Source organism: Pseudomonas sp. LM13 (assembly GCF_041381355.1).
GTDB lineage: Bacteria > Pseudomonadota > Gammaproteobacteria > Pseudomonadales > Pseudomonadaceae > Stutzerimonas > Stutzerimonas frequens.
In genome coordinates, this window is sequence record NZ_JACBXH010000023.1 from 1 (window position 1) to 26,333 (window position 26,333).

The 26,333-nt window shown below is 65.5% G+C and carries 25 protein-coding genes; 11 read left to right on the top strand and 14 right to left on the bottom strand.

Going from position 1 to position 26,333, the window contains the following annotated elements:
* Window positions 1–18 precede the first annotated feature (18 nt).
* The 4 genes from argB to coaBC are packed head-to-tail and all read right to left on the bottom strand — an operon-like array spanning window position 19 to window position 5,218.
* Complete coding sequence (gene argB, locus HZR81_RS14775; RefSeq protein WP_437198689.1) at window positions 19–921, bottom strand: acetylglutamate kinase; 903 nt, start codon at window positions 919–921, stop codon at window positions 19–21.
* 16 nt (window positions 922–937) lie between these two features.
* Window positions 938–3,508 (bottom strand): phosphomannomutase/phosphoglucomutase, encoded by a 2,571-nt coding sequence (locus HZR81_RS14780; protein ID WP_500128568.1) that lies wholly within the window; start codon window positions 3,506–3,508, stop codon window positions 938–940.
* Window positions 3,509–3,552: 44 nt separating this feature from the next.
* A complete protein-coding gene (gene dut, locus HZR81_RS14785; protein WP_200600511.1) occupies window positions 3,553–4,008 on the bottom strand; it encodes a dUTP diphosphatase in 456 nt (151 codons plus the stop codon).
* 1 nt (window position 4,009) lies between these two features.
* Complete coding sequence (gene coaBC / locus HZR81_RS14790) at window positions 4,010–5,218, bottom strand: bifunctional phosphopantothenoylcysteine decarboxylase/phosphopantothenate--cysteine ligase CoaBC (protein WP_500128569.1); 1,209 nt, start codon at window positions 5,216–5,218, stop codon at window positions 4,010–4,012.
* Between the two features lie 137 nt (window positions 5,219–5,355).
* Between coaBC and radC the strand changes: the two genes are divergently transcribed.
* Window positions 5,356–6,030 (top strand): RadC family protein, encoded by a 675-nt coding sequence (radC, locus tag HZR81_RS14795; RefSeq protein WP_500128570.1) that lies wholly within the window; start codon window positions 5,356–5,358, stop codon window positions 6,028–6,030.
* A gap of 6 nt (window positions 6,031–6,036) precedes the next feature.
* On the opposite strand, the gene HZR81_RS14800 is transcribed toward radC, so the two are convergent.
* The gene (locus HZR81_RS14800; RefSeq protein WP_500128571.1) at window positions 6,037–7,365 is read right to left on the bottom strand and encodes a hypothetical protein; all 1,329 of its coding nucleotides are present in this window, start codon (window positions 7,363–7,365) and stop codon (window positions 6,037–6,039) included.
* Window positions 7,366–7,368: 3 nt separating this feature from the next.
* Window positions 7,369–7,797 (bottom strand): PaaI family thioesterase, encoded by a 429-nt coding sequence (locus tag HZR81_RS14805; RefSeq protein WP_500128572.1) that lies wholly within the window; start codon window positions 7,795–7,797, stop codon window positions 7,369–7,371.
* Between the two features lie 114 nt (window positions 7,798–7,911).
* Here HZR81_RS14805 and HZR81_RS14810 point away from each other — a divergent pair, with 114 nt between their 5' ends.
* From HZR81_RS14810 to HZR81_RS14820, 3 genes are all read left to right on the top strand, one after another.
* On the top strand, window positions 7,912–9,429 hold the full coding sequence (locus tag HZR81_RS14810; RefSeq protein WP_500128573.1) for a 3-hydroxyacyl-CoA dehydrogenase: 1,518 nt from the start codon (window positions 7,912–7,914) through the stop codon (window positions 9,427–9,429).
* Window positions 9,430–9,605: 176 nt separating this feature from the next.
* A complete protein-coding gene (locus HZR81_RS14815; protein ID WP_500128574.1) occupies window positions 9,606–11,171 on the top strand; it encodes a methyl-accepting chemotaxis protein in 1,566 nt (521 codons plus the stop codon).
* A gap of 102 nt (window positions 11,172–11,273) precedes the next feature.
* Window positions 11,274–11,798 (top strand): Mpo1 family 2-hydroxy fatty acid dioxygenase, encoded by a 525-nt coding sequence (locus HZR81_RS14820; protein ID WP_500128575.1) that lies wholly within the window; start codon window positions 11,274–11,276, stop codon window positions 11,796–11,798.
* 6 nt (window positions 11,799–11,804) lie between these two features.
* Here HZR81_RS14820 and HZR81_RS14825 read toward each other — a convergent pair whose 3' ends face one another.
* The 4 genes from HZR81_RS14825 to HZR81_RS14840 all read right to left on the bottom strand — a co-directional run bounded on the left by HZR81_RS14825 (window position 11,805) and on the right by HZR81_RS14840 (window position 16,251).
* A complete protein-coding gene (locus HZR81_RS14825) occupies window positions 11,805–12,548 on the bottom strand; it encodes a hypothetical protein (RefSeq protein ID WP_500128576.1) in 744 nt (247 codons plus the stop codon).
* 169 nt (window positions 12,549–12,717) lie between these two features.
* On the bottom strand, window positions 12,718–14,265 hold the full coding sequence (locus HZR81_RS14830) for a phospholipase D family protein (RefSeq protein ID WP_500128577.1): 1,548 nt from the start codon (window positions 14,263–14,265) through the stop codon (window positions 12,718–12,720).
* A 59-nt stretch (window positions 14,266–14,324) separates the two neighbouring features.
* Window positions 14,325–15,659, bottom strand: a complete 1,335-nt coding sequence (locus HZR81_RS14835) for an NAD(P)/FAD-dependent oxidoreductase (RefSeq protein ID WP_500128578.1) — start codon at window positions 15,657–15,659, stop codon at window positions 14,325–14,327.
* 103 nt (window positions 15,660–15,762) lie between these two features.
* Window positions 15,763–16,251 (bottom strand): Lrp/AsnC ligand binding domain-containing protein, encoded by a 489-nt coding sequence (locus HZR81_RS14840; RefSeq protein ID WP_053526900.1) that lies wholly within the window; start codon window positions 16,249–16,251, stop codon window positions 15,763–15,765.
* Between the two features lie 148 nt (window positions 16,252–16,399).
* Here HZR81_RS14840 and dadA point away from each other — a divergent pair, with 148 nt between their 5' ends.
* The 5 genes from dadA (at window position 16,400) to HZR81_RS14865 (ending at window position 19,974) form a co-directional block, all read left to right on the top strand.
* Window positions 16,400–17,698 (top strand): D-amino acid dehydrogenase, encoded by a 1,299-nt coding sequence (dadA, locus tag HZR81_RS14845; protein ID WP_500128579.1) that lies wholly within the window; start codon window positions 16,400–16,402, stop codon window positions 17,696–17,698.
* The gene (locus HZR81_RS14850; protein WP_500128580.1) at window positions 17,673–18,047 is read left to right on the top strand and encodes a RidA family protein; all 375 of its coding nucleotides are present in this window, start codon (window positions 17,673–17,675) and stop codon (window positions 18,045–18,047) included. The genes dadA and HZR81_RS14850 overlap by 26 nt, the downstream gene beginning before the upstream one ends.
* A 119-nt stretch (window positions 18,048–18,166) precedes the next feature.
* Window positions 18,167–18,715 carry a cupin domain-containing protein gene (locus HZR81_RS14855; RefSeq protein ID WP_020306743.1) on the top strand — a complete coding sequence of 183 codons (549 nt, stop codon included), beginning with the start codon at window positions 18,167–18,169 and terminating at the stop codon, window positions 18,713–18,715.
* Window positions 18,716–18,877: 162 nt separating this feature from the next.
* Complete coding sequence (locus tag HZR81_RS14860) at window positions 18,878–19,303, top strand: c-type cytochrome (protein ID WP_090521942.1); 426 nt, start codon at window positions 18,878–18,880, stop codon at window positions 19,301–19,303.
* Window positions 19,304–19,437: 134 nt separating this feature from the next.
* On the top strand, window positions 19,438–19,974 hold the full coding sequence (locus HZR81_RS14865) for a DNA-binding protein (protein ID WP_500128581.1): 537 nt from the start codon (window positions 19,438–19,440) through the stop codon (window positions 19,972–19,974).
* A gap of 22 nt (window positions 19,975–19,996) precedes the next feature.
* Here HZR81_RS14865 and HZR81_RS14870 read toward each other — a convergent pair whose 3' ends face one another.
* The 4 genes from HZR81_RS14870 to HZR81_RS14885 all read right to left on the bottom strand — a co-directional run bounded on the left by HZR81_RS14870 (window position 19,997) and on the right by HZR81_RS14885 (window position 24,457).
* Entirely contained in the window at window positions 19,997–20,569 is a 573-nt protein-coding gene (locus tag HZR81_RS14870; protein WP_013981607.1) for a xanthine phosphoribosyltransferase, read from the bottom strand.
* Between the two features lie 136 nt (window positions 20,570–20,705).
* Window positions 20,706–21,290 (bottom strand): 3-keto-disaccharide hydrolase, encoded by a 585-nt coding sequence (locus HZR81_RS14875; RefSeq protein WP_500128582.1) that lies wholly within the window; start codon window positions 21,288–21,290, stop codon window positions 20,706–20,708.
* A gap of 9 nt (window positions 21,291–21,299) precedes the next feature.
* Entirely contained in the window at window positions 21,300–22,919 is a 1,620-nt protein-coding gene (locus HZR81_RS14880; protein ID WP_500128583.1) for an alpha-amylase family protein, read from the bottom strand.
* Window positions 22,920–22,921: 2 nt separating this feature from the next.
* Complete coding sequence (locus HZR81_RS14885) at window positions 22,922–24,457, bottom strand: alpha-amylase family glycosyl hydrolase (RefSeq protein ID WP_500128584.1); 1,536 nt, start codon at window positions 24,455–24,457, stop codon at window positions 22,922–22,924.
* A gap of 186 nt (window positions 24,458–24,643) precedes the next feature.
* Between HZR81_RS14885 and gap the strand changes: the two genes are divergently transcribed.
* Window positions 24,644–25,654, top strand: a complete 1,011-nt coding sequence (gap, locus tag HZR81_RS14890; protein ID WP_011911725.1) for a type I glyceraldehyde-3-phosphate dehydrogenase — start codon at window positions 24,644–24,646, stop codon at window positions 25,652–25,654.
* Window positions 25,651–26,232 carry a cyclodeaminase/cyclohydrolase family protein gene (locus tag HZR81_RS14895; RefSeq protein WP_500128585.1) on the top strand — a complete coding sequence of 194 codons (582 nt, stop codon included), beginning with the start codon at window positions 25,651–25,653 and terminating at the stop codon, window positions 26,230–26,232. Before gap ends, HZR81_RS14895 begins: the two co-directional genes overlap by 4 nt.
* The last annotated feature ends 101 nt before the right edge of the window (window positions 26,233–26,333 follow it).

Sequence of the window (26,333 nt, forward strand, 5' to 3'; positions counted from 1 at the left end):
TTTTCTTTTGCGTCTGCTTCAACCCTGACTGTTGGTGATCAGTGTGCCGACGCCGACATCGGTGAAGATCTCCAGCAACACCGCGTTGGGCACGCGACCGTCGATGATATGGGCGCTGTTGACGCCCCCCTGCACCGCCTCCAGTGCACAGCGGATCTTCGGCAGCATGCCGCCGTAGATGGTGCCATCGGCGATCAGTGCGTCGACCTGGGCGGTGGACAGGCCGGTCAGCACGTTGCCCTGCTTGTCCATCAGGCCGGCGATGTTGGTCAGCAGCATCAGCTTCTCGGCCTTCAGCGCCTCGGCCACCTTGCCGGCAACCAGGTCGGCGTTGATGTTGTACGACTCGCCGTTCTCGCCTACGCCGATCGGCGCGATGACCGGGATGAAGTTGCCCTGCACCAGCATTTCCAGCAGCTCGGCGTTGACGCCGGTAACCTCGCCGACATGGCCGATGTCGATGATTTCCGGCTTGGTCATCTCCGGCGTCTGACGGGTCGCCTTGAGCTTCCTGGCGCGGATCAGGCCGGCATCCTTGCCGGTCAGGCCGATGGCGCTGCCGCCATGCTGGTTGATCAGGCTGACAATGCTCTTGTTGACCTGGCCGCCGAGGACCATCTCCACCACATCCATGGTCTGGCTGTCGGTGACCCGCATGCCGTCGATGAAGTGGCTTTCGATGTTCAGGCGCTTGAGCAGATCGCCGATCTGCGGGCCGCCGCCGTGCACCACCACCGGGTTGATGCCCACCGCCTTCATCAGCACGATGTCGCGGGCGAAGCCGGTCTTCAGCTCCTCGCTCTCCATCGCGTTGCCGCCGTACTTGATGACCAGCGTCTTGCCGACGAATCGGCGGATGTAGGGCAGCGCTTCGGACAGGACCTTGGCGAATTGGGTGGCAGCTTCACGGCTGAGGGTCATGCAGGACTCCGCAAAATCAGAACGGCAGTTTGAGGTCGGGTGCAACGCTGAGCAGCTGGCCGCGGAAGACGTCCTGGATGCGGCTGAGCTCTTCTTCGCTGTCGGCCTCGAAGCGCAGTACCAGCACCGGGGTGGTGTTGGAGGCGCGGATCAGGCCCCAGCCCTTGGGATAGTCGACCCGCACACCGTCGAGGGTGATCAGGTTGGCTTCGCCCCACTGAGCGTCACGTTGCAGGGCGTCCATGATGGTGAATTTGCTTTCCTCTGTCACCGTGATGTTGATCTCCGGCGTCGAGATATCGCCGGGGAACGCGGCGAACACCTGTTCGGCGTCGCGCTTGTCCTGGCTGAGGATTTCCAGCAGGCGTGCAGCACTGTAGATGCCGTCGTCGAAGCCGAACCAGCGTTCCTTGAAGAAGATGTGGCCGCTCATCTCGCCGGCCAGCAATGCGCCGGATTCCTTCATCTTCTTCTTGATCAGCGAATGGCCGGTCTTCCACATCACCGGGCGGCCACCGTAGCCGCTGATCAGCGGGGTCAGGCGGCGGGTGCATTTGACGTCGAAGATGATGTCGGCTCCGGGGTTGCGCGAGACCACATCCTTGGCGAACAGCATCAGCAGGCGGTCCGGATAGATCATGGTGCCGGCGTTGGTCACCACGCCAACGCGGTCGCCGTCGCCGTCGAAGGCCAGGCCCAGGTCGGCCTTCTCGGATTTCACCTTGGCGATCAGGTCGACCAGGTTTTCCGGCTTGCCCGGATCTGGATGGTGATTGGGGAAGTTGCCGTCTACCTCGCAGTACAGCGGGATCACCTTGCAGCCCAGCGCCTCGATGAGCTGGGGCGCAATGACGCCGGCAACCCCGTTGCCACAGTCGACCACCACCTTCATCGGCCGGGCCATGGCGATGTCGCCGCGGATCTGCTGGAAATAGCGCTCCAGTACATCGACCTGTTCGACCTTGCCGACACCGCTGGACAGGTCGTTGCTCTCGATCCGTTTGCGCAGTACCTGAATCTGCTCGTTGGCCAGGGTGTCGCCGGCGATGACGATCTTGAAGCCGTTGTAGTCCGGCGGGTTGTGACTGCCGGTGAGCATCACCCCAGATTTGCCGGCGAGAATGTTGGCCGCGTAGTAGAGCACCGGGGTCGGCACCATACCGATGTCGCTGACGTCGCAGCCGCTGTCGAGCAGGCCCTGGATCAAGTGCTGGACCAGCTCCGGGCCGGACAGGCGACCGTCGCGGCCAACCGAGACGTTGGGCTCACCCTTGGCGAGGCTCTCGGACCCGATGGCGCGGCCGATCCAGTAGGCGGTTTCGGTGGTCAGGCTTTCGCCGACGACACCACGGATGTCGTAGGCGCGGAAGATACTGGCGGGCAAATTCGGGGCTTTGGCGCTGCTCATTGCGGTTTCTCGCTCCTTGGTGTCGAGGCCGAAGATGTCCTGGTCCTCGTCGAGAATATCGATGTCGAGAATATCGGTCTCCGGCAAGGGCGGAGCGACGTACTCGGTAGGTTTGGCGGGCCGAACGGCGGGGGCCGCGGCAGGTGCCTGAGTCGGGGCCGATCCGGCGGGGCGGATGGGCAGTCGGACCATGTTCCTTGCCAGTGCGTCGAGTACCGGCAGGCTCAAGGCCGGTAATTGGATGGTCTTGCCGGTGGAGAGTTCCTGTAGCAGCCGGCTGATCTGCAACACGTCCTGGCGCAGCTTGCGCTGCTGGCTGCCGAGTACCAGTTGCAGGCCGATCAGCATGCCGGCCAGCGCCGCCAGGGCGGCTGCAAGCAGGAGCAGCGGCATGAGGGTCGGCTGATCGATAGCGCCGGGCAGGTAGGTCAGCTTCCAGTTGGCGTTGCCACTGGCGAGGGTCAGTGCCGAAGCACTGTCCGCCGCGGTGCCGCGCTGCAGCAGCAGCTGTTCGGGTGCGCCGGAGAACTGCTGGGTCAGCCGCAGCTGGCCCGCGTCGTCGGGCAGCACCGGGAGTGTCGCGAGCAGATGCTGGAGGTCGCTGACCAGCAGCAACGTGCCGCGAATCGCCTGCTCACCCTCGGCGCGCAGCGCAATCGCACTGTAGAGCAGCCAGCGGTTGTCGACCTTGTAGGCTTCAGGAGCGGCCGACTGGCCTGCTTCGACCCGCTGCAGTAGATCGAGCGCAGCGAAGTTCAGCGGGCCCGGGCGGCTGGTGTCCGGCACTACCCTGCCGCGTGGATTGAGATGCGCGTCGACCACGCCGGGCAATTCCCGCAGGCGCCGTTCGGCTTCGCGTCTGAGCTCGGTGTCAGCACGGACGACGTCCACCAGGCGTTGCTGTTCCACCGTTTTCTGGGCATCGGCACGCAGCTGGCGCAGCGCCTGCTGCAATGCGCTGGCCTGGCTCTGGCTCCAGGCGTCGGCGAGCTGGGTCTGTTGCTGCTGCTGGGCGGCCTGCAGGCCGAACCAGATCAGCGCGGCAGCCGCACCCAGCCCGATCAGGCTGGCTGCGAGGCCACCCAGTAATGGCTTGAGGGTGAAACCGCCGCGCTTGCTGCGGGTCTCGGCCGGGTTCAGAACGCCTGAATCCTTGGCGGTGCGCTTGAAGAGTGCCATGAAGCTCCTCGAATCATCCTGAAAGGTAAGCGGTGCGCAGCGACTCAGTGGCTGCCGGAGTGTCCGAAGCCGCCAGCGCCGCGGTCGCTGCTGTCGAAGCTGTCGACCAGTTCGAAGCGAGCCTGGACCACCGGTACCAGCATCAGCTGCGCAATGCGCTCGCCGACAGCGATGGTGAAGGCGCTCTGGCCACGGTTCCAGCACGACACCATCAGCTCGCCCTGGTAGTCGGAGTCGATCAGCCCGACCAGGTTGCCGAGCACGATGCCGTGCTTATGGCCCAGCCCCGAGCGCGGCAGGATCAGGGCCGCGAGTCCCGGGTCGCCGATGTGGATGGCCAGGCCAGTGGGAATCAGCAGCGTCTGGCCCGGCTCAAGCACGGCGTCCTGCTGCAGCATGGCGCGTAGATCGAGACCGGCGGAGCCCGGTGTCGCATATTCGGGAAGGGGGAAGTCCTGGCCGAGGCGAGGGTCGAGAATCTTGGCTTGAAGTGCGTGCATGTCAGGACTCTTTGTAGCGGTCGGCGATAAAGGCCACCAGCGCGCGGGCGATATGTCCCTTGCTGGCCTGGCCGAAGCGGGTTTCGTGTTGCTGGCGGTCGATCACGCTGACGGCGTTGTCTTCGCTGTTGAAGCCGATGCTGGGGTTGGCCACGTCGTTGGCGACGATCAGGTCGAGGTTCTTGTCGCGCAGCTTGCGCGTGGCGTACGCCAGCAGATTCTCGGTTTCTGCGGCGAAACCGACGCAGAACGGACGGTCCGTGCGGCTGGCTAGCGTGGCGAGGATGTCCGGGTTGCGCACCATCTGCAGCAGCAGGCCATCGCCAGTGCTGGGGTCTTTCTTCAGTTTATGGGGGGCCACCACTTCCGGACGGTAATCGGCGACGGCTGCTGCGGCGATGAGGATGTCGCAGGGCATCGCCGCTTCGCAGGCCGCGAGCATGTCACGGGCACTGACGACGTCGATGCGCTGCACGCGATCGGGAGTGGGCAGGAACACCGGGCCGGTCACCAGGGTGACCCGCGCGCCGGCTTCGGCAGCGGCCTCGGCGAGGGCGAAACCCATCTTTCCCGAGCTGTGGTTGGTGATGTAGCGCACCGGGTCGATGTTTTCCTGGGTGGGGCCGGCGGTGATCAGCAGGTGCCTGCCGGTCAGCATGCCGGTCTCGAAGCAGTCGGCGGCGGCGCGCGCCAGCTCCTCGGCTTCGAGCATGCGCCCCATGCCGATGTCGCCGCAGGCCTGGCTGCCGGAGCCGGGTCCGAACAGGCGAATGCCACGTGCCAGCAGCAGCTCGCGATTGGCCTGGGTAGCCGGGTCGGCCCACATGGCCTGGTTCATGGCCGGTGCCAAGGCGACCGGCGCGTTGGTGGCCAGCACCAGGGTGGTCAGCAGGTCATCGGCGACGCCCTGGGCCAGACGCGCCATAAGGTCTGCAGTGGCCGGCGCGATCAGCGCCAGGTCGGCCCAGCGGGCCAGTTCGATATGGCCCATGGCGGCTTCGGCCGCCGGGTCGAGCAGGTCCAGGTGGACGGGATGGCCGGAGAGCGCCTGCAGCGTGAGGGGGGTGATGAACTCGCGCCCGCCCTGGGTCATCACCACCCGGACTTCGGCGCCATGGTCGCGCAGGCGACGGACCAGTTCGGCGCTCTTGTAGGCGGCGATGCCGCCGCCGACGCCCAGGACGATGCGTTTACGATACAGCCGCTGCATAGGCCTGCCTTGTTATCTGGTAGGGATGTCCGGAGTGAGAACCAGGTCAGAAGTCGCCCGGTACCCCGGAAAAATGACGGGCTAAGATAGCACAGCGCCCACAACGGAATAGTGGGCCTGCTCGACAGGGAGATGACATGAGCATACGTGACTGGCCGGCGGCGGAGCGGCCGCGGGAGAAGCTTCTCGAACAGGGCGCTGCGGCGCTTTCCGATGCCGAATTGCTGGCGATATTCCTGCGCACCGGCGTCGCCGGAAAGAGCGCGGTGGACCTGGCGCGCTACCTGCTCGCCGAGTTCGGCAGCCTGCGCGCGTTGCTGGAGGCGGATCTCGATCAGTTCAGCGCACACCTGGGGCTTGGGCCGGCCAAGTTCGCCCAGTTGCAGGCCGTGCTGGAGATGGGGCGCCGGCACCTGGCCGAACGGCTGCGCCGCGATTCGGCGCTGGAATCGCCGCAGGCGGTACGCGATTACCTCAAGGCGCGCCTGCGCCACGAACCGCACGAGCTGTTCGGCTGCCTGTTTCTCGACGCCAAGCACCGGGTCCTGGCCTTCGAGGTGCTGTTCCACGGCACCATCGATGGTGCCAGCGTCTACCCGCGGCAGGTGGTCAAGCGCGCCCTGGCGCAGAATGCAGCGGCGGTGATCCTCACCCACAATCACCCGTCCGGTGTGGCCGAGCCGAGTCAGGCCGATCGTCAGCTGACCCAGCGGCTGAAAGACGCCCTGGCGCTGATCGACGTGCGGGTGCTCGATCATTTCATCGTCGGTGACGGCGAGCCGCTGTCGATGGCCGAATATGGCTGGATGTGAGCGTCGCTACGCCAGCAGCGGCACCAGCAGCAGCGGACCGAGCACCAGCAGGACGAAGCGGCCGTTCCAGCCGAAGGCGATGCGCCACGGAGAGATCCCCGCGTGGCGCGCCAGCATCAGCGCCGACGGCCCATAGGGCGACAACAGCATCGCCAGGGAAAAGCCCACCAGCAGCGCCACCGCCGGCTGCATCACCGCGACGCCGTGGCCCGCCAGCTGGGCCAGCAGTGCGGCGCACAGGCTCAGCGAGATGATCGGGGCGACACCCAGCAGCGCCAGCGCGATGATGGCGAGCATGCCGATGGCGCCGAGGCCGAACAGCGCTAGCGGCGTGCTGCTGAAATGGCCGGCCAGGCGCTCGACCGGAATCAGGATGGCGGTCAGCCCGCCCAGCAAGGCGGAGCAGGCGAAGATGAAGGTCTCGTTACGCATTCCGGCGAGGGTGTCGCGTACCTCGCCATAGATGTCGCTTGGTGAGCCGCCCTGACGGAACAACAGGCCGACCACGGCGAGCGGCACCAGCAGCATGGCTGCCTGGGTCGCCGACAGCCAGGTCAGGCTGGCCAGTAGAGCGATCAGCGCGATGCCCAAGAGGCTGCCGTACAGCAGCCCGCGCAGCTCTCCGGCCGGAGCGGGCGGCAGTTCGCCGTCCGCTTGCAGTTGCTGCAACCGGTGATTGTCCATCGTCCAGCCGACCACCAGCAGGATTGCCGCACAGAGCAGCCCGAACGGCAGCAGTGCGCTCCAGCTGAGCCCTGGCAGCTCGCGGGTGAGAATCGCCACGGCAACGCTGGTGGGTGCCAGCAAGGGCACCAGGGCGAAGCCGCGCAATGCCGTGACCATCACCCCGCGGGCGCCCTCGCGCCGCTGTGCCGGACTGTAGCCGCGGCCGTCCAGATGACGTTCCAGCGAGCCGCAGACCAGATTGAGCATGCCGAAGCTCAGCACCGAACTTATCGCGAAGGTGCTCAGCAGATAGCTCGGATAGAGGCGTCGGCGCGGTTGGCGCAGCAGCAAGCGGTGCAGTTCGCCCAGTTGCGGCAGACGCTTGACCGCGCAGTGCGCGAGCCCCAGCGCGCCGATGAATGCGCCGTAATAGGCGGCGGCGGCCAGCATCCGCTGCGCCTGCTCCCAGCTGGGCGTGTCGAGCAGCAACCAGTAAGCGAGCAGAGCGAGCGTGACCAGCCCCAACCGGCGCGGGTAGGGCATCAGCGAGCGCCAATGCCAGACGAAGAACAGCATCAGCAGGGCGCCGCTGATCACGCTCGGCCATTGCAGGCGAGAGACCAGCGCGAACAGTTCGCAGGCGAGCGCTAGGGGCAGCAGGGCCAGCATCGGTCAGGGCAGCTCGCTGCGCAGCTTGCCGCGCTGGTAGGCGCCTTCACCGAAGGCCAGCAGGCGATCTTCCTCGTCCAGCAGGTCGCAGCTGGCCATGAATACCTTGTGCCCGGAGGACCGGCAGCGTGCCACCGCGCGGATGCGGCTGCCGGCTGGCGCCGGTGCGCTGAAATTGACGTTCATCGACAGAGTGGTCGCCACGCGGCGCTGGTCCGCCTGCTCGGTCCAGGTGCCGCACAGGCCCATCGCCACGTCGAGCAGGGTTGCGCTGACGCCGCCGTGCAGGTTGCTGGCGTTGTTCAGGTGGCGTGGCTGCAGCAGCAGTTCGATCACCACCCGCTCGGGGCCGTACTCGGTCAGGCGGCAGCCGAGATCCTGAAAGAAGCCGGTTATGGAGGCTTCGACCTGCTGGCGTGAATGCTCGGACATAAGGGCGTATCGGTAGGAAGTTGCGCCGCAGAGTGGCAGCCTTTAGCCTGCTGGTCAATCTGACGGAATGTCATTCCGCACTGCGGAATATGCGGTGTGTGAGGAGGGTTTGGGATGTTCGAACGTATCGGAATCATCGGTGCCGGCGCCATGGGGCGGGGCATCGCTCAGCTGTTTGCCAGCGCGGGCAAGCAGGTGTGGCTCTACGATGCGCGTGGCGAGTCGGTCGCCGAGGCGCTGCGTTTCAATCGCGAGCTGCTGGAGCGCAGCCTGGCCAAGGGCCGCCTGAGCACCGAGGCGCTCGACGCAACCCTGGCGCGGATGCGGCCGGCGGCGACGCTGCAGGAACTGGCCGGTTGCGACCTGCTGATCGAGGCCATCGTCGAGAACCTCGAGGCCAAGCAGGCGCTGTTCGTCGAGCTGGAGGCGCTGGTCGCCGAGGACGCGGTGCTGGCGACCAATACCTCGTCGCTGTCGGTCACGCGGATCGCCGCGGCCTGCCGCCGCCCGCAGCGGGTAGCGGGTTTTCATTTCTTCAACCCGGTGCCGTTGATGAAGCTGGTGGAGGTGGTACGCGGCGAGCGCAGCGATCCGCAGGTGATCGAGCGGCTGGTCAAGCTGGCCGAAGAGGCTGGGCATTTCGCCGCGATCACGCCGGATACGCCCGGCTTTCTGGTCAACCATGCCGGTCGCGCCTACAGCACCGAGGCGCAGCGCATCCTCGCCGAGGGTATCGCTGATGCCGAGCAGATCGACCGCATCCTGCGCGACGGCCCGGGCTTTCGCATGGGGCCGTTCGAGCTGTTCGATCTCACCGGCCTGGATATTTCCCATGCCGTGATGGAGTCGGTGTATCAGCAGTTCTATCAGGACCCGCGCTATACGCCGTCCTACCAGGCAGCGCAGCGGGTCGCCGCCGGCCTGCTCGGGCGCAAGACCGGTCAGGGCTATTACCGCTACGACAATGGTCAGCAGATGCGGACGCCGGAGCCGGCCGTCGAGCCAGCCCCGGTCGACCGCCCGTTCTGGCTGGACAGCCAGGACGCCGAGCTGCGCGGCTGGCTGGCGGCCTTGCTGGGCCTGGCGGGTGCACAGTTGGAGTCGGGCGAGACGCCGTCGGAACAGGCGATCTGCCTGATCACGCCGTTGGGTGAGGACGCCAGCGCGATGATCGCGCGTCTGGATTTGCCGGCGGAGCGTTGCATCGCCTACGACCTGTTCTGCGATCGCGAACGGCGACGCGTGCTGATGCGTACGCCCGCGCTCGACCCCGCACTGGAAGCCCAGGCGCGGCAGGCGCTGGGCGGCGACGGCGTGCCGGTGGAGGTGATCAACGATTCGCCGGGGTTCGTCAGCCAGCGCGTCGTGGCCAGCATCGTCAACCTGGGCTGTGAGATCGCCCAGAAGGGCATCGCCGATCCGCATACGCTGGACCGGGCAATCACTCTCGCGCTTGGCTACCCAAAAGGGCCGCTGGGGTTTGCCGAGCACTACGGTGCGGCGCGCGTCCTCGCCATTCTCGAGGCGATGCAGCTCTGCTATGGCGGCGAGGCGCGCTACCGGCCGAGCCCTTGGTTGCGCCGACGCGTGCAGCTGGCGCTGCCTCTCGCGGCGGCCGATCGGCCGGGGTGATCCGAGACCGGCGATGCTGACCGGTGGCAGGCGTGGTGCCTTCAGTTTGGCGCGAAGCGGCCGTTAAATCGGAAGTGAGCCTCCGATAACGGCACGTTGCTACTAAGGCACTACTGTTCTTTAGCGGAGCGTATGGGTACAACGTCGGATCGCCCCGACAAGAACAAGAGGCCGCTATGAGCCCTGCCAAACGCCATCCCCAGGCCATCGTGTTGCACGCCGCGCTGATCATCGGACTGCTGTTCGCGCATCACTGGCTGGCGCCGCCCGTGCTGGTCACGGCGGTCCTGCTCTTGCTCGCGGCGCTCCTGCCGTGGTTCCTACTCGGGCGGGCTGCGCAGGATGGTACGTCGGCCGAGGGGGATGCTTCCCAGAGCTTCACCAAGTTGAGCAAGAACCTGTCGCGCAATACCTGCCACAACGCGCTGTCCGCCGCACAGGTGGCCTATAGCGCCGAACAACTGGCCAGCCGGCTTCAGTCGCAGTTACAGGCGGTGAGTGAGATCGCCAATGGTGCCCAAGCCATCGCCGCCACTGAGCAGGACAGCGCCGAGCGCGCGCGTCATACGCTGGACGCGGCGCAGGCGGTACGCCAGCGCAGTGATGCAGGTCAGACCGAGCTGCAGCGCGCCATCGAGCGCATGCAGCAGCTCAGCGCGCAGACCCATGCCAGCCGTGAGCTGATCGATGGCCTGTCCGCGCGCACCGAAGAGATCCGTCGGATCACCGATGTGATTCAGTCCATTGCCAGTCAGACCAATCTGCTTGCGCTCAATGCCGCCATCGAGGCCGCCCGCGCCGGCGAGGCAGGTCGTGGCTTCGCCGTGGTCGCCGACGAGGTTCGCAGCCTGGCGGCGCGCACATCCAGCGCCACCGAGGAAGTCGGACGCATGGTGACCGACATCCGTGAGCAGAGCGAAGCGGTGGTCAGTTACATCCAGCGGCAGGGCAGCGAGCTTGACGTTGCGGCCGAACAGATCGCCGCTACCGGCGAACAGCTCAGCGGCATCGCCGAACTGGCCGGTAGCGTCGAAAGCCAGGTGGAGCAGATCACCACCGGTACCGCCGACAACCATCAGCGGCTTACCGGGCAGTTCGTCGCCCTCGACCAGCTGCGCGCCGATGCGCTGGACAGCGAGAAGCAGACCCGCCAGCTCGAGCAGGCCGCCGAACGGTTGGTCGCCCAGGCCGAGAGCGCCAGCGAGCAGTTGGCCGAGGTGCAGCTGGACGATTACCACCAGGCGATCTATGACCTGGCCCGCGAAGGCGCAGCGGCCATCGCCGCGCGCTTCGAGGCCGACGTCCAGGCCGGGCGGATCAACCTCGAAGACCTCTTCGATCGCAACTACCGCGCGTTGCCCAATACCGATCCGGTGAAGTACCAGACGCGCTTCGACCGTTATGCTGATGAGGTCTTGCCGGCCATTCAGGAGCCGTTGCTAGGGCAGCATCAGTCACTGGTCTACGCCATCGCCACGACTCCGGAAGGTTATGTGCCGACCCATAATCGGGCGTTCAGCCAGCCGCCGGTGGGCAATCCTGAGATCGACCGGGTGAAGAGTCGCAGCAAGCGCCTGTTCAACGATCGCACCGGTGGACGCTGCGGTAGCCACCAGCGCCGCGTGCTGCTGCAGACCTACAGTCGTGATACCGGTGAGCTGATGCATGATCTGTCGGTGCCGATCATGGTCGGCGGGCGCCACTGGGGCGGGTTGCGCCTGGGTTATCGGCCCGAGGAATAGCCTTTCGGTCCTGCAGCTTGGCGCTATAGCCGTGCGCCTGGGCGGGACGGCTCCGCAGGCAGCGACTAAGCTTGGCGAACCGCCGTTGTCTGGGACAGCACCATGAAAAGCCTGACCGATCACCTGGCGCAATACGCCGCCTACCACCGTGACCCGCGCAATCTGCTCAGCCACTTCATCGGCATCCCGCTGATCGTTCTCGCCGTGGCCGTGCTTCTTTCGCTTCCCGCCATCGAGTGGGGCGGCCTTTGGCTCAGTCCGGCAGCATTGGTATCGCTTGCCGCTGCGGTCTTCTATCTTCGTCTTGACTGGCGCTATGGCCTGCTTATGAGCGCCGTGCTGCTGGTCTGCCTGTGGCTGGGCGCACGCCTGGCGAGCGCCGGCACGCCGCTCTGGCTGAGCGCGGGCGTGGGGATGTTCGTGCTCGGCTGGATCATTCAGTTCGTCGGGCACTATTTCGAGGGGCGCAAGCCGGCCTTCGTCGATGACCTGACCGGCCTGATCATCGGCCCGCTGTTCGTTGCGGCGGAACTCGGTTTCATGCTCGGTTTGCGCGAGCCGCTGCGCCTCGCCATCGAGGCGCGCGTCGGCCCGGTGCGTCTGCGCGAGTCGACCGCGCGTAGCTGAAGCGCGTCAGGGCCGTGCGGCCATCCACTGGTCGCTGAGGCTGCGCGCGTGGCGGTCGACCATGATCGGCGCGAAGGGGCGGCCCGAGGCGGTGCTGAAGTTGTTGCTGGCGCTGTTCATGTCCTCCAGTGCCACCTTGAGAAAATCCCAGCGCGTTTTGAGCTTCGCCAGCGTCGGATCACGCTTGCCGTCCAGCTCGGCCAGCTGTGTATCGATGGCCGGCACCAGCTGGCGTTCATCCTGACCCAGGTAGGTATCCGGCTGCTCGCGGGCAATCTCGAAGGAGCCTATGTAGGCACGGCTGAGGTACTGCACCGCGAGGTACTCGACCTTGGCCGGCAATTCCGCTCGAGCATCGGCGCCCTGTTGCGCGCGAACCGCGGTGAGAAAATCGCGCAGGGCCTTGCTCATCTGCAGTGGCCAGCCCCAGGGCATATCGTCTTCCTCGTAGCCGAAGCCCGCTCCCTCACGCAAACGCGCGAGCAGCTCCTGATGACCTTCGCTCAGCGCGCTGGTGGGGTTGGGCACTTCGAGCATGGCCGCATTCAGCGCCCGGATGTCGTCCTCCAGGCGTAACAGATGGGCTTTCTGGAAGCCTTCGCCACGGTAGAGCAGCAGGCTGCTGGTGGCGCGGTTGGCATGGATCTGCATGTTCTGCAGGGCAGTGGCAGGTTCGCTTGGCGCCGCCTCGGTGAAACCGGGCAGCATCGCAAGTATCAGCAATAGCCAGAGGCGGGTGAAACGTTCCATTGTTGTGCTCCTTTCTTATTTTTATAGAAGCGTTGCGTGCTGGCAGCCGCGAATTGAGCCTAACGGAGCGCTGGCCAAGTGGTATCACCCCAAAGAATGATTTGTAGCGCTTTGTAGTCATTTGTGTCGCTATCGCGCAGCGGCGAGCGGCGAGCGGCGAGCGGCGAACCTAGAGCATTTTCTCCAGGCCGATCACGTTGGAGAACCACGCGTTGAAACGTCGCCACAGGCCGCCCGGCTCTTTTTCGATGACGCGCAGTCGGCCCCCGTCCTCCGCGATCCAGACCAGCTGCCGCTGTCCACCGCGCTCCTCCAGGCGAACCTCGTAGCTCACCGCCGGCGACATGCCTTCCAGCGTCAGGCGATGCACCTCGCGGGCCAGCTCGGGGCTTTCCACCAGAATGCCGACTTCGCTGTTCCACAGGATCGAGCGTGGGTCGAGATTGAGCGAGCCGATGAAGACTTTTTCCTGATCGAACACCGCCGCCTTGCTGTGCAGGCTCGACTCCGATTCGCCGAGAAAGCTGTAAGACGGTTCCTGCTCCGGCTGCCGGCGCAGTTCGAACAGGCGGACCCCGAGCTCCAGCATCCGCTCGCGGTAGGGCGCGTAGCCGCCATGCACCGCCGGAACGTCGGTGGCTTCCAGCGAATTGGTCAGGACGCGAACGACGACGCCGGCATCGGCCCGGTCGGCCAGGTAGTCGACGCCGCTGTCGGTCGGCACGAAATAGGCGGAGACCAGCGTCAGCTCGTGGCTGACCGCCTGCATGGAGGGAGCCAGCTGGGCGGTCAGCAGCAAGGAGGCAGCAGGCACGCCCTCGGTCAGCAGTTTTTCCGGCGCGTCCCACATGGCTTCGCCGGGCGCCCAGATCAGTTCCTCCAGCCACTGTTGCAGTTGCGGACGCTGCTTGTACTGCATCAGCCGCTGGTACTGCTTGCTGTTGTCCTGTCGTGCCTGTTGCAGGTAGTCACGCAGCTCCTGCCGCGCCTTGTCCAGGCGGCTGGCCTTGGGCTGCGACCAGAGAAAGCGCTGGATGGGCACGCTGAGCTGGTTGTTCCAGTATTCATCGAAGCTCCGCGCCAGCTGTTCGGCCACCGGGCCGGCACCGAGCAGGTCGATGTCGGTGAAATTCATCGCCTGGTCCGCCTCGAAGTACTCGTCGCCAAGGTTGCGTCCGCCGACGATCGCCAGGCTGCTGTCGACCAGCATCAGCTTGTTGTGCATGCGCCTGTGCTGCAGAGACAGGTGCAGCAGCCGTCCCAGGGTGCGGGTGACGGCGTTGCTGCGGCCGATATGCAGCGGATTGAACACGCGGACCTGGATGTTGGGGTGCGCCGCGAGCGTCGCGATCCGGTAGTCATGTCCGTCGCTGGTGGTGTCGTCCAGCAGCAAGCGCACGCGCACGCCGCGATCGGCAGCCTGCAGCAGTTCGTCGATCAGCGCCCGCGTGGTCAGGCCGTCATGGACGATGTAGTACTGCACGTCCAGGCTGAGCTGGGCCGCGCGGATCATCTCGCTGCGGGCGGTGAACGCCTCGGTGCTCTCGGGAAGCAGGCGAAAGCCCGAGTGGCCGTCAGGATGGTCGGCGGCGAGCTGCTGGATCCTACGGCCGAGCGGTGAGGCGTCGGCGGCGACCGCATAGGACTCGGATGGCGCAGGATGGCTGGCACAACCGGCCAGCAGCACAAGCAGCAACAGCGTCAGATAGGCGCGCAAGGTGACTCCGGATCTGCATCCATTCATTCATGCTTGGACGCTGCGCTTCGTCGGAAAATTCAGAAGCGGTCCTTCAGCCTGTACCAGAGCATGCCGAGCGCCAGCAAAGGCGAACGCAACGCCCGGCCACCAGGGAAGGTCGGATGCGGCACCTTGGCGAATAGGTCGAAGCCCTGGCTTTCCTGGGTGGCGATGGCCTCGGCCAGCAGCCGACCGGCCAGGTGAGTGGCGTTCAGCCCGTGCCCGGAATAGGCCTGGGCATAGAACACGTTGGGCTGCTCCGGCAGGCGACCGATCTGTGGCAGGCGATTGGCGCCGATGCCGATCATGCCGCCCCACTGGTAGTCGATGCCGATGCCGATCAGCTGCGGGAACACTTCGAGCATCTTCGGCTGCATATAGGCGGCGATGTCTTTCGGATCGCGGCCGGAGTAGTGGCAGGCGCCGCCGAACAGCAGCCGGCCATCGGCGGAGAGGCGGAAGTAGTCGAGCGCCACGCGCTGATCGCAGACGGCCGTGTTCTGCGGCAGCAACTCACGGCGCAACGGTTCGGGCAGGCGTTCGGTGGCAATGATGTAGCTACCGGCCGGCAGCACCTTGCCGGCGAGCTTCGGCTGCAGGCCGTTGAGGTAGGCGTTGCAGGCGAGCACCAGATTGTCCGCGTGCACCACGCCCTGCGCGGTATGCACCTTGATCTGCGGGCCGTACTCGATGCGTTCGACTGCCGACTGTTCGAACAGCCGCACGCCCAGCGACTGCGCCGCGGCCGCTTCGCCAAGCGCCAGATTGAGCGGGTGCAGGTGCCCGGAACCCATGTCCAGCAGCCCGCCGAGATAGCGCTGCGAGCCGACCACGGTGGCCAGGTTCGGCCGCGAAACGCGCTGCAACTGATGCGGATAGCCCAGGCGTAGCAGGTCGGAATAGTCTTCGTCGAAGCCCTTGAGGTGACGCGGCTTGGTTGCCAGGTCGCAGTAGCCCCAGGTCAGATCGCAATCGATGGCGTAGCGCTCGATGCGCTGGCGAACGATATCCACCGCCTCGAAGCCCATGCGCTTGAGTTCGTCGACACCCTCTTCGCCGATAGTCTTGCTGAACTGCTCGACATCATGGCCGACGCCGCGGATCAGCTGGCCGCCGTTGCGGCCACTGGCACCCCAGCCGATGCGGTGCGCTTCCAGGAGGATGACGCTGAGCCCGCGTTCGGCCAGTTCGATGGCGGTATTGAGGCCGGAAAAGCCACCACCGACGATGCACACGTCGGCCCGCTGTTCGCCCTGCAGCGGCTCAAGGGTCAGCTCGCGGTTGACGCTCGCGGCATAGTAGGAGGGTGCATGGTCGCTGGTGTTCGAAGCGGATGCACGGTGGTTCACTGAAGTGTCATGAAGAGTCTGCATTTTTCTAGGGTAGACCGGAGCGGTATCCCGGAGCAAAGGCGGCTCGGACCGACGGCGGCGTACAAGGTCCGTCGCGGCATTATGAAATGTGTTGTCAGCGGCTCTAGTCCGGGACCGGCAGGTCAAGGGACTCCTTGATCTCCTCCATCACGATATAGCTCTTCGATTCGCGTACGTGAGGCAGCTTCAGCAGGATGTCGCCGAGCAGCTTGCGGTAGGACGCCATCTCCGAAATCCGTGCCTTGACCAGGTAATCGAAGTCTCCGGAAACCAGGTGGCATTCGAGCACGTGCGGCAGCTTGAGCACGGCGCGACGGAACTCCTCGAAGATGTCGCCGGACTTGTACGCCAGGCTGATCTCGACGAATACCAGTAGCCCCGCCTTCAGATACTGCGGGTTCAGCCGCGCCGAATAGCCCATGATGATGCCCTCGCGCTCCAGGCGCCGGACGCGCTCGGTGCAGGGCGTGGTGGACAGGCCGACGCGCTCGCCCAGCTCGGTGAACGGCAGGCGTCCTTCGGCCTGCAGGATGCGCAGTATATGGCGGTCGATCTTGTCCAGTTCGCGGCGGCTCTGGTGGCGCGTTCTCAAGGGATAAACCCTCCAAATAAAGCTTCGCTGGCGTGAATAATGGCCAAAGATAGCTTTTTATATAGTGAATAACACTGCTCAGTCCTTCCTATACTCCGAATCAATAGTGAATCCGGAAAAGCCCGTTCCAACGGGCGGGGAGGCTGCAATGCGTGTACTGGTACTGGGTAGCGGAGTCGTCGGCACCGCCAGCGCCTACTATCTGGCGCGGGCCGGTTTCGAGGTGGTGGTGGTTGATCGGCAACCGGCCGTGGCGATGGAAACCAGTTCCGCCAACGCCGGCCAGGTTTCGCCGGGTTATGCCTCTCCCTGGGCTGCGCCGGGTGTACCGCTGAAGGCGATGAAGTGGCTGCTGCAGCGCCATGCACCGCTGGCCATCAAGCTCACCGGTGACGTCGACCAGTATCTGTGGATGACGCAGATGCTGCGCAACTGCACCGCTGCACGTTATGCGGTGAACAAGGAGCGCATGGTGCGGCTGTCCGAATACAGCCGTGACTGCCTCGACGAGCTGCGCGCCGAAACCGGTATCGCCTATGAAGGGCGGCAGCTCGGCACCACGCAGCTGTTCCGCACCCAGGCCCAGCTGGATGCCGCGTCCAAGGACATTGCCGTGCTAGAGCGCTCCGGCGTGCCCTACGAGCTGCTCGATCGCGCCGGTATCGCCCGGGTCGAACCGGCCCTGGCCAAGGTAGCGGACAAGCTCAGCGGCGCCCTGCGCCTGCCCAACGACCAGACCGGCGACTGCCAGCTCTTCACCACCCGCCTGGCGGAGATGGCTCGAGAGTTGGGCGTCGAGTTCCGTTTCGAGCAGAACATCCAGCGTCTGGAGCATGCCGGCGACCGGATCGCCGGGGTGTGGATCGACGGCAAGCTGGAAGTCGCCGATCGCTACGTGCTGGCGCTGGGCAGCTACAGCCCGCAGATGCTCAAGCCGCTGGGCATCCGCGCGCCGGTCTACCCGCTCAAGGGCTATTCGCTGACCGTGCCGATCAGCGATCCGGCCATGGCGCCGCAGTCCACCGTGCTCGACGAGACCTACAAGGTTGCCATCACCCGCTTCGATCAGCGTATCCGCGTCGGCGGCATGGCGGAGATCGCCGGACACGATCTGTCGCTCAACCCGCGCCGCCGCGAGACTCTGGAAATGGTGGTGGGCGATCTGTTCCCGCTGGGCGGCGACCCGAGCGAAGCGCTATTCTGGACCGGCCTGCGACCGGCCACGCCCGACGGTACGCCGATCATCGGTGCGACACCCTATCGCAACCTGTTCCTCAACACCGGTCACGGCACGCTGGGCTGGACCATGGCCTGCGGCTCCGGCCGGGTGCTCGCCGATCTACTCGCCTCCAAGCGCCCGCAGATCAGCACCGAGGGGCTGGATATCTTCCGTTACGGCAAGCACAAGGAGAATCACAAACATGCCCATCCGGCGGCTGCACACTGAGACGCGCTACAGCGAGGCGGTGATCCATAACGGCGCGGTCTATTTGTCCGGGCAACTGGCCGATGATCTGGCCGGTGACATCCGCCAGCAGACCCGCGAAACGCTTGCCAGCATCGAGCGTCTGCTGGACGAGGCGGGCACCAGCAAGGCCCGCCTGCTGTCGGCGACCATCCATTTGAAGGACATCGCTGGCGACTATGCCGGCATGAACGAGGTGTGGGATGCATGGGTCGCGCCTGGAACGGCACCGGCACGGACGACCGTTCAGGCACTGATGTATTCATCGGATGTACGGGTCGAGATCACCGTTGTAGCGGCCATGCCAGATCTCGCCGGCCCGGTACTCTGAGGCCTGGGAGGGCCACGTGAACCGGGCGCCGGCTCGGCCGGAAGCAGTGTTGTAAATTTTGAACGCCGTTGCCATCATAAGCCCCCTCATCGCTTCGCTCTTGAAAGGGGGCTCCCGTATTGGACGTCGGCGTTCGACTGCAAACCATCCGTAAGCTCAAGGGCCTGTCCCAGCGTGAACTCGCCAAGCGCGCAGGCGTGACCAACAGCACCATTTCCATGATCGAGAAGAACAGCGTCAGCCCGTCGATCAGCTCGCTGAAAAAGGTACTGGGCGGCATCCCGATGTCGCTGGTGGAGTTTTTCTCGCCCGACTTCGATCAGGACAGCGATACCCAGGTGGTCTACAAGGCTGGCGAGCTGATCGATATCTCGGACGGGGCGGTGAGCATGAAGCTGGTGGGCAAGGCGCACCCGGGACGTGCCATCGCCTTTCTCGACGAGACCTATCCGCCCGGCTCCGACACCGGAATGGACATGCTCTCGCATCAGGGCGAGGAGGCCGGCATGCTGGTCGAAGGGCGTCTCGAATTGACCGTGAATGGTCAGGTCTATGTGCTGGAGAGCGGCGATAGCTACTATTTCGAGAGCGCCAAGCCGCATCGTTTTCGCAATCCGTTCGATGCGCCGGCGCGGTTGATCAGCGCGACGACACCGGCCAACTTTTAACCACTACCGGCCTAGGTTCATCCGAAAGTTGCGATGCGACAAAGCGTCGCGGAGAAACGCCGGGCCTTTCGTATTGTTTCGGCCGGCATGGCTTGCCGTTATACTGACCGCCGCTCGCGATACCGTGGCCGCGAGCGTGTCTAGCCACAATGAGGGTGTAAGGTGAACCTGATTAAGAAGATCCTGGTAGCACAGACTGCCGTATTGGCCCTGTGGGCAATGAGCGCTCAGGCTGCGACCGACGAAGCAATCGCCGAGCGCCTCAAGCCGGTGGGCGAAGTATGTATTCAAGGTGAAGAGTGCGCAGCCGCTGGTGCCGGCGCTGCCGCAGCCGCCGGTGGTGCCGCTCGTAGCGGTTCCGACGTGTACGGCAAGTTCTGCACCGCCTGCCATGGCTCCGGTCTGCTGAACGCGCCGAAGACCGGTGACAGTGCAGCCTGGACGGCCCGTGCCGATGCATCGGGTGGCCTGGACGGCTTGCTGAAGAATGCCATCAGCGGTATCAACGCCATGCCGCCGAAGGGCACCTGTGGCGACTGCTCCGATGACGAGCTGAAGGCCGCCATCCAGCACATGTCCGGCCTCTGATCGAGCGCCAGGCGTCACCAGCAAAGCCGCCTCCGGGCGGCTTTGTCGTTTCTGGCGGGAGCAAAGCGCGGCTGCCCCGAGTCGAAACTGACACGGCCGCCTGGCCGATTCATCGACCCGAGACGGAGGCCTGCATGCCCAGTACCGCGCCGCATCCCGAACAGTTGCAGCTCACCAGTGACGGGCGCACGCCCAACAGCCCGCACCCGGTGCTGATCTATCGTCAGCTGCCCTTGGCAGGGCCAAGTCCGGCCGAGGCGTTCGAGCGGTTGTTCGACAGCCATCTCTGGCCGTCGGCCTGGCGCGGGACGGTTTACGACTACCACCATTACCACTCCACCGCCCACGAAGTACTCGGCGTGGCCTGCGGCTGGGCACGGCTGATGCTCGGTGGGGAGCATGGCGAGGAAGTGGAACTGCGTGCCGGCGATGCGCTGGTGCTGCCGGCCGGCACCGGGCATTGCGCACTGGAGGCCAGCGAGGATTTTCAGGTGGTAGCCGGCTATCCGGTCGATCAGCAGTACGACATGCAGCGCCCCGAGGCGGCCAGCCATGACGACTCGAAGGCGCGGATCGCCCGCGTCGGCGTGCCCGTCAGCGATCCGCTGGCAGGCACGCAGGGTGCGCTGGTTACGCTGTGGCGCGGGAAGGCCGCGCCGGTCGCCTCATGAACGGCGCATGCGCAGATCGCGTTCAGTCGATGAACTGCACGGCGCCATCGGCCAGCGAGGCGACCCGGGCCAGTGACTCGACGCGGTAGCCGGCTTCTTCCAGCTCCTTGCGCCCGGTCTGGAAGGACTTCTCGATGACGATACCGAGGCCGGCGATGCTGGCCCCGGCCTGATTGATGATCGAGATCAGGCCCTTGGCGGCTTTGCCGTTGGCCAGGAAGTCATCGATGATCAGCACGCGGTCGTTGGCAGACAGGTGCTGCGTCGATACAGCGATGGTGCTTTCCACCTGCTTGGTGAACGAATAGACGGTCGCGGTGAGCAGGTTGTCATGCAGGGTCAGCGACTGATGCTTGCGGGCGAAGATCACCGGTACGCCCAGCTCCAGGCCGGCCATCACGGCCGGTGCGATGCCCGAGGCCTCGATGGTGACGATCTTGGTGATCCCGTCATCGCGGAAGCGACGAGCGAATTCTCGGCCGATGGCCTGCATCAGCACCGGGTCGATCTGGTGATTGAGGAACGCGTCGACCTTGAGAACCCGGTCGGAAAGCACGATGCCATGACTGCGAATCTTATCTTTCAGCTGTTCCACGAACGCTACCTCAAGCGTGGGCGGCCGCGGCTTGCCTGACGCTCGGCGCGGTGGCGCTTCTGCCGTCACTGCGTTTCGCAGCCTGGAAAAGCCGCGCATTCTCGCTCAATTCGCGGCGCCGATCCAAGGGCGACGTTCAGCTGAGCGGTTCGATCGACAGGCGGCGAAAGCGCACGGCCTCGCCATGGTGCTGCAGCACGATGTGGCCGGCGGTGGCCTGTGCATACAACGGCTTGTCGGCGAACTTGCTGGTCCGAATCTGCATGCGCAGATCCGGGTCATCCAGGCGATAAGAAAGCACCATGCGGTTGTCCAGCCAGTGTTCGACGTCCGCGTCGCGAACCACCAGCGCGCCTTCCATGAAACTGCCCGGTTCGATCGGCGTTTCCTGCTGCGTTGCCCGCAGGCCGTACAGGGCGCCGTTGCGTGTGGTCGGCTCGGCGCCGTCGGGATGCACGGCATCGTCCAGCAGCTGCATTTCCGGCCCGCTTTGCCAGGCGAGTTCGGCGGCCTCGTCGACGCGGTAGAACACCCCGGAGTTGCCGCCGACCGGCAGCGCGTATTCGAAACGCAGGATGAAGTTCGCGTAGCGCTCGCGGGATATCAGGTCGATCCGCGGCGCACCGACGATGGCGCACAGCTGCTCCTCGTCGCGGTACCAGCTGCCCTCGGGAAAGTCATCGCCGTGCCAGGCACGCCACTGCGTTGCGTCGAGAATCATGGGTCGCTCCTATCCGAACAGTTGCTGCTTGCGCCGCAGCCAGCGGTAGCCGTACGGCCCGAGGTGAACCTGCAGCGGTGTGCCTTCCGGCTGGTCGTAGTCGCAGTCGGCGAGCACGTCGACCATGTCCTGCAGATCGTCGTCGGTGATCTCGACCGTGGTTTCCCGGTCGGCGAGATTGACCAGCATGAGCACGGTGGAGCCGTTGTCGTGGCGGATGGCGAACACCGCCGGATCGTCGACCTCGACGGTCTGGCGCTTACCGATGCCGATCTCGCGCAGGCCGATGCGGGTGCGGACCATGTTGCCGGTGCGCGCCATCAGCGAGTCGCTGCGCAGGGTCTGGGCGAACACGTTGATCTTCTCGTAGGTGAACGGGCCTTCGTCGATCAAGGGCGCAGCTAGCTCGCCGGTGGTGCAGGAAAAACCGGCGTTGGGCTCGTTGGACCACTGCATCGGCGTGCGCACGGCCTCGCGTTCGGGGCGCTCCATGTCGTCGCCCATGCCGATCTCCTCGCCGTAGCGGATGATCGGTGTGCCGGGCAAGGAGAAGAGCAGGGCGTGCGTCGCCGCTATCCGGCGCTCATCGCCGTCGAGCATGGGCGCGAGCCGTCGGCGGATGCCGCGGTTGTAGGCGCGCATCTTCGGATCGGGGGCGAAGGTGTCCATGACCTCGGTGCGCTCATCCTCCTCCAGCCGATCCAGGCTCAGCTCATCGTGGTTGCGAATCCACAGGGCGTATTGCGAATGGCTGGGTGGCAGCGGCTGGCTGTTCAGCGCGCGACAGAGCGGCTCGGCCTGCTGCCTGGCGAGGGCGAGGAACAGGTGGTTGTTGACCCAGAAGTCCAGCAGCAGGGTGACGCGGTCGGCCTCGTCACCGAAGTACTCGATGTACTTCTCCGGGTCGGTGTCGATCTCCCCGAGCAGCACGGTTTCCGGGCGGCGCATGGTGACGAAGTCGCGCATGTGTTCCAGCAGCCAGTAACCCTGGCGCAGGTCGCCACCGCCGGCCTGGCGCACCATGTGCACCGCGGCGTCGATGCGAAAGCCCGACACGCCCAGGCGTAGCCAGAACGACATGATCCGCTCGATCTCGTGGATTACCCGCGGGTTGGTCAGGTCCAGGTCCGGCTCATGCTTGTAGAACAGATGGCGATAGTACTGGCCGGCCTGCTCGTCCCAGGTCCAGACGCTGTCTTCCACCGTGGGAAAGATCGGCTCGATGGAGTCGTCCGGCTCGTCGGCCCAGATGTAATAGTCGCGGTACGGCGAGTTGCGGTCGCGGCGCGCCTCCTGGAACCACTTGTGCTCGCTGGAGGTGTGCTGCACCAGCAGTTCGACGATCACGTGCAGGCCCAGCTCCTCGGCCTTTTCCAGCAGCGCGACCATGTCGGCCAAGTCGCCGAAACGGGGGGCGATTTGCAGGTGGTCGGTGACGTCGTAGCCGGCATCGCGGAACGGCGAAGCGTAGCAGGGCATGATCCACACCGCGGTGGCGCCCAGCCCACGAATGTAGTCCAGGCGTTCGGTGATGCCGCGCAGATCGCCACAGCCGTCGCCGTTGCTGTCGCGGAACAGGGCCGGGTCGACCTGATAGATCACCGCGTTGCGATACCAGAGTGGGCGCATGCTCAGCTCTCCGCCGGACGCAGGATCAATGCCTGCCCGGCCATCAGGGTGCCAGTGAAGGGTTCGCCTTCGCCAATGCCATCACTGGCGATTTCCACCGTCCAGTCGCCACTCTGCGGGCAGGCATGCGCCGCTTCGGCGAAATTGATGCAGACCAGCCGCAGGTCATCGCTCAGCTGCCGGCGGTAGGCCAGCACCTCGGGGTGCGAGGGCAGTTCCTCGAAGTCGCCGTGACGTAACGCCGGGCTGGCCTTGCGCGCGGCTAGCAGGCGCTGGTAGAGCGCGAACATCGAGTTCGCCGCGCCGACCTGCCGTTCCGCGGCCAGCTCGTCGGCATCGGGCGGAAAGGGCAGCCAGGGTGAGGCACCATTCCAGTCATGGGGCGGTTCGGCCAGCCAGGGAATGGGAGCACGACAGCCGTCGCGGCCGCCCGGGTCGATGCGCGCCTCGTCGGCGATGTGTGCGTCTTCCAGGCCCAGTTCCTCGCCCTGGTAGATGAACGGTGTGCCGCGCAGCGTCAGCAACAGCACCGCGGCAGCGCGGGCGGCGCGCTCGGAGCCCTGGTAGCGGCTGCGCTGGCGCACATTGTCGTGGTTGGACAGCACCCAGGTCGGCCAGGCGCCGGCCGGCTGCAGCCAGTGCTCGACCTCACGGATGCAGGTGCGAAACAGCACCGGGTCCCAGGGCGCATCGAGCGGATTGAAGTTGAAGGCCAGGTGCAGCTCATCGCCGGCGCCGTAGTACTGCAGCACGCGCTCGGTGGAGCGGATGTTCACCTCGCCGACCAGCATGCGATCACAGGGATAGCTGTCGACCAGCTTGCGCAGGCCGCGCAGCACCTCGTGGCTGTAGGGCTGGTCGTTGAAGTCCGACAGCGGCTGACCGGCCTGGCAGCGCGGATCGTCGGCGAAGCTCGGATCCTTGCCGGTGCAGTGAATGACGTCGATGCGAAAGCCATCGATGCCGCGATCGAGCCAGAAGCGCAGCACGTCGTGCATTGCCGCGACCACTTCGGGGTTGCGCCAGTTCAGGTCCGGCTGCTTGGCCAGGAACAGGTGCAGGTAGTACTGCTGGGTGTGCTCGTCCCAGGTCCAGGCGCTGCCGGCACCCAGCGCAGCGCGCCAGTTGTTCGGCTGGTCCCGCCAGATGTACCAGTCGCGCTTGGGGTTGTCTCGCGAGCTGCGCGACTCGACGAACCAGGGATGCTCGTCCGAGGTGTGATTGGGCACGAAGTCCAGCAGCACGCGAATATCGCGGGCATGGGCCTCTGCGATCAGCCGGTCGATGTCGGCCAGCGAGCCGAACAGCGGGTCGATGTCGCAGTAGTCGCTGATGTCGTAGCCGGCATCGGCCATCGGCGAGCGGAAGATCGGCGACAGCCACAGGGCATCGACCCCCAGCTGCTTGAGGTAGTCGAGGTGCCGCAGTACGCCCTGGAGGTCGCCGATGCCGTCGCCGTTGCTGTCAGCGAAGGATCGCGGGTAGATCTGATAAACGGTCGCACCCATCCACCACGGCGTTCGCGTTGTCTCGCTCATGCAGCGTACCCCCTGATTCGTCTGAGGTCGCGGCGGCTCGGCAACGCCGCCTTGTCAGCCATACGACTGGCAAGCGGGACACGGGTTCGCCACTTCCCTTGATCCCGGTCGGCTCATGGAGAACGCAAGGGTGGATACTGCGCCTAAGCTAACGACTGACTTTCAACCCCTCCGAGGAGATTTGCCATGCTGCGTATTGCCATCAATGGGTATGGGCGTATCGGTCGCGCGGTGGTGCGCGCGCTGTTCGAGCGCGGACTGCAGAATCAGGTGCAGGTGGTCGCCATCAACGACCTCAGCGAACACAACACGCTGGTGCACCTGACCCGTTTCGACTCGACCTTCGGTCGTTTTCCCGAGCCGGTGACGCTCGAGGGCGACTCGATGGTGGTGCGCGGCCAGTCCATCCGCCTGCTGGCCGAACGCGACGCCACCCAACTGCCGTGGAAGGAGCTGGGCGTCGATGTGGTGCTCGAGTGCACCGGCAAGTTCAAGCAGCGCGCGGCCATCGAGCAGCACCTGCAGGCCGGTGCCGGCCGGGTGTTCGCCTCGCATCCGCTGGATGGCGGCGACCTGACCGTGGTCTACGGAGTGAACCATCAGCTGCTGGCCGACCAGCGGGTGATCTCCAACGCCTCGTGCACCACCAATTGCCTGGCACCACTGGCCAAGGTGCTGCACGAGGCGGTCGGCATCCGCCAGGGGCTGCTCAACACCGTGCACTCCTACACCAACGACCAGAACCTGCTGGACAAGGCCCACAAGGACCTCTATCGAGCCCGCGCCGCCGGGCTGTCGATGATTCCGTCCACCACCGGTGCGGCCAAGGCCATCGGCCTGGTGCTTCCGGAACTGGCCGGGCGGCTGGACGGGCTGTCGGTGCGTGTGCCGACGCCGAACGTCTCGCTGGTGGACCTGACCTTCATCGCCGAGAACGCGCCGGCAAGCGTCGAGGCGATCAACCAGATCCTGCGCGACGGTGCGCAGAAGCTGCCGGCCGGTGTGATGGAGTGCAACGACGAGGCGCTGGTGTCCTGCGACTTCAACGGCTATCCCGCCTCCTGCGTCGCCGACCTCAGCCAGACCCGCGTGCAGGGTGAGCTGGTCAAGGTGATGGCCTGGTACGACAACGAGTGGGGCTTCTCCAACCGCATGCTCGATGTGCTGCTGCACTGGCAAGGCGCCAACGCCGGATGACCGACGCCGACCGACCTGGTGTGGGGCAGGGGCTCTGGCAACTGCCCCTCGCGCAGTTTCGCAATGCCGTGGCCGAGCGCGCGCTGCCCGGCTGCGGCGCGGTCGCGGCGGTGACCGCGGACCTCGCCGTAGCGCTGATCGTCAAGGCGCTGCGGGTCACGGCCGGGCAGCGCGACGATGACCGCTGCAGCGCGTTGCTCGACGAGGCGCGGGCGCTGCTCGGCCGTCCTGGTGCCTTTGCCGATGACGATGTGGCGGTCTTCTCGGATTTTCTGAAGGGCGACGAGAGGCGGGCGCCCAAACTGTCGCGACAGGCCTGTGCCGTGCCGCTGGCCACGGCCCATGCCTGTATCGAGGCGCTGGGCATAGCCGAGCGTGCCGTGCCGCTGGTCGAACCCGCGCTACGGTGCGACGTCGAGGCTGCCGTCCTGTTGCTGGTCGCCTGTGTCGATGCCGTGCTGCTCAATGTCGACGCCGACCTGCAAGGGCTGGACGACGCGCAGGTGCGCGAGCGAGTGCAGGTGCGGGCCGAGCGGCTGGCCATGGCAGTGGGGCGGCATCGGCAACGTTCGGTTTGATCAGCACGCGCACTGCGCAACGAATAAAACGAGACCATCGGTCTCGTTTTTTATTGACGCCTACCCATTCGCTTTCTACTCTCCAGGCTCGATAGTGAGAC

Excerpts from the sequence above, each read along its gene's own strand:
- argB (WP_437198689.1), bottom strand. The coding sequence starts at position 921 with ATGACCCTCAGCCGTGAAGCTGCCACCCAATTCGCCAAGGTCCTGTCC.
- HZR81_RS14780 (WP_500128568.1), bottom strand. The coding sequence starts at position 3,508 with ATGGCACTCTTCAAGCGCACCGCCAAGGATTCAGGCGTTCTGAACCCG.
- dut (WP_200600511.1), bottom strand. The coding sequence starts at position 4,008 with ATGCACGCACTTCAAGCCAAGATTCTCGACCCTCGCCTCGGCCAGGAC.
- coaBC (WP_500128569.1), bottom strand. The coding sequence starts at position 5,218 with ATGCAGCGGCTGTATCGTAAACGCATCGTCCTGGGCGTCGGCGGCGGC.
- radC (WP_500128570.1), top strand. The coding sequence starts at position 5,356 with ATGAGCATACGTGACTGGCCGGCGGCGGAGCGGCCGCGGGAGAAGCTT.
- HZR81_RS14800 (WP_500128571.1), bottom strand. The coding sequence starts at position 7,365 with ATGCTGGCCCTGCTGCCCCTAGCGCTCGCCTGCGAACTGTTCGCGCTG.
- HZR81_RS14805 (WP_500128572.1), bottom strand. The coding sequence starts at position 7,797 with ATGTCCGAGCATTCACGCCAGCAGGTCGAAGCCTCCATAACCGGCTTC.
- HZR81_RS14810 (WP_500128573.1), top strand. The coding sequence starts at position 7,912 with ATGTTCGAACGTATCGGAATCATCGGTGCCGGCGCCATGGGGCGGGGC.
- HZR81_RS14815 (WP_500128574.1), top strand. The coding sequence starts at position 9,606 with ATGAGCCCTGCCAAACGCCATCCCCAGGCCATCGTGTTGCACGCCGCG.
- HZR81_RS14820 (WP_500128575.1), top strand. The coding sequence starts at position 11,274 with ATGAAAAGCCTGACCGATCACCTGGCGCAATACGCCGCCTACCACCGT.
- HZR81_RS14825 (WP_500128576.1), bottom strand. The coding sequence starts at position 12,548 with ATGGAACGTTTCACCCGCCTCTGGCTATTGCTGATACTTGCGATGCTG.
- HZR81_RS14835 (WP_500128578.1), bottom strand. The coding sequence starts at position 15,659 with ATGCAGACTCTTCATGACACTTCAGTGAACCACCGTGCATCCGCTTCG.
- dadA (WP_500128579.1), top strand. The coding sequence starts at position 16,400 with ATGCGTGTACTGGTACTGGGTAGCGGAGTCGTCGGCACCGCCAGCGCC.
- HZR81_RS14850 (WP_500128580.1), top strand. The coding sequence starts at position 17,673 with ATGCCCATCCGGCGGCTGCACACTGAGACGCGCTACAGCGAGGCGGTG.
- HZR81_RS14865 (WP_500128581.1), top strand. The coding sequence starts at position 19,438 with ATGCCCAGTACCGCGCCGCATCCCGAACAGTTGCAGCTCACCAGTGAC.
- HZR81_RS14875 (WP_500128582.1), bottom strand. The coding sequence starts at position 21,290 with ATGATTCTCGACGCAACGCAGTGGCGTGCCTGGCACGGCGATGACTTT.
- HZR81_RS14880 (WP_500128583.1), bottom strand. The coding sequence starts at position 22,919 with ATGCGCCCACTCTGGTATCGCAACGCGGTGATCTATCAGGTCGACCCG.
- HZR81_RS14885 (WP_500128584.1), bottom strand. The coding sequence starts at position 24,457 with ATGAGCGAGACAACGCGAACGCCGTGGTGGATGGGTGCGACCGTTTAT.
- gap (WP_011911725.1), top strand. The coding sequence starts at position 24,644 with ATGCTGCGTATTGCCATCAATGGGTATGGGCGTATCGGTCGCGCGGTG.
- HZR81_RS14895 (WP_500128585.1), top strand. The coding sequence starts at position 25,651 with ATGACCGACGCCGACCGACCTGGTGTGGGGCAGGGGCTCTGGCAACTG.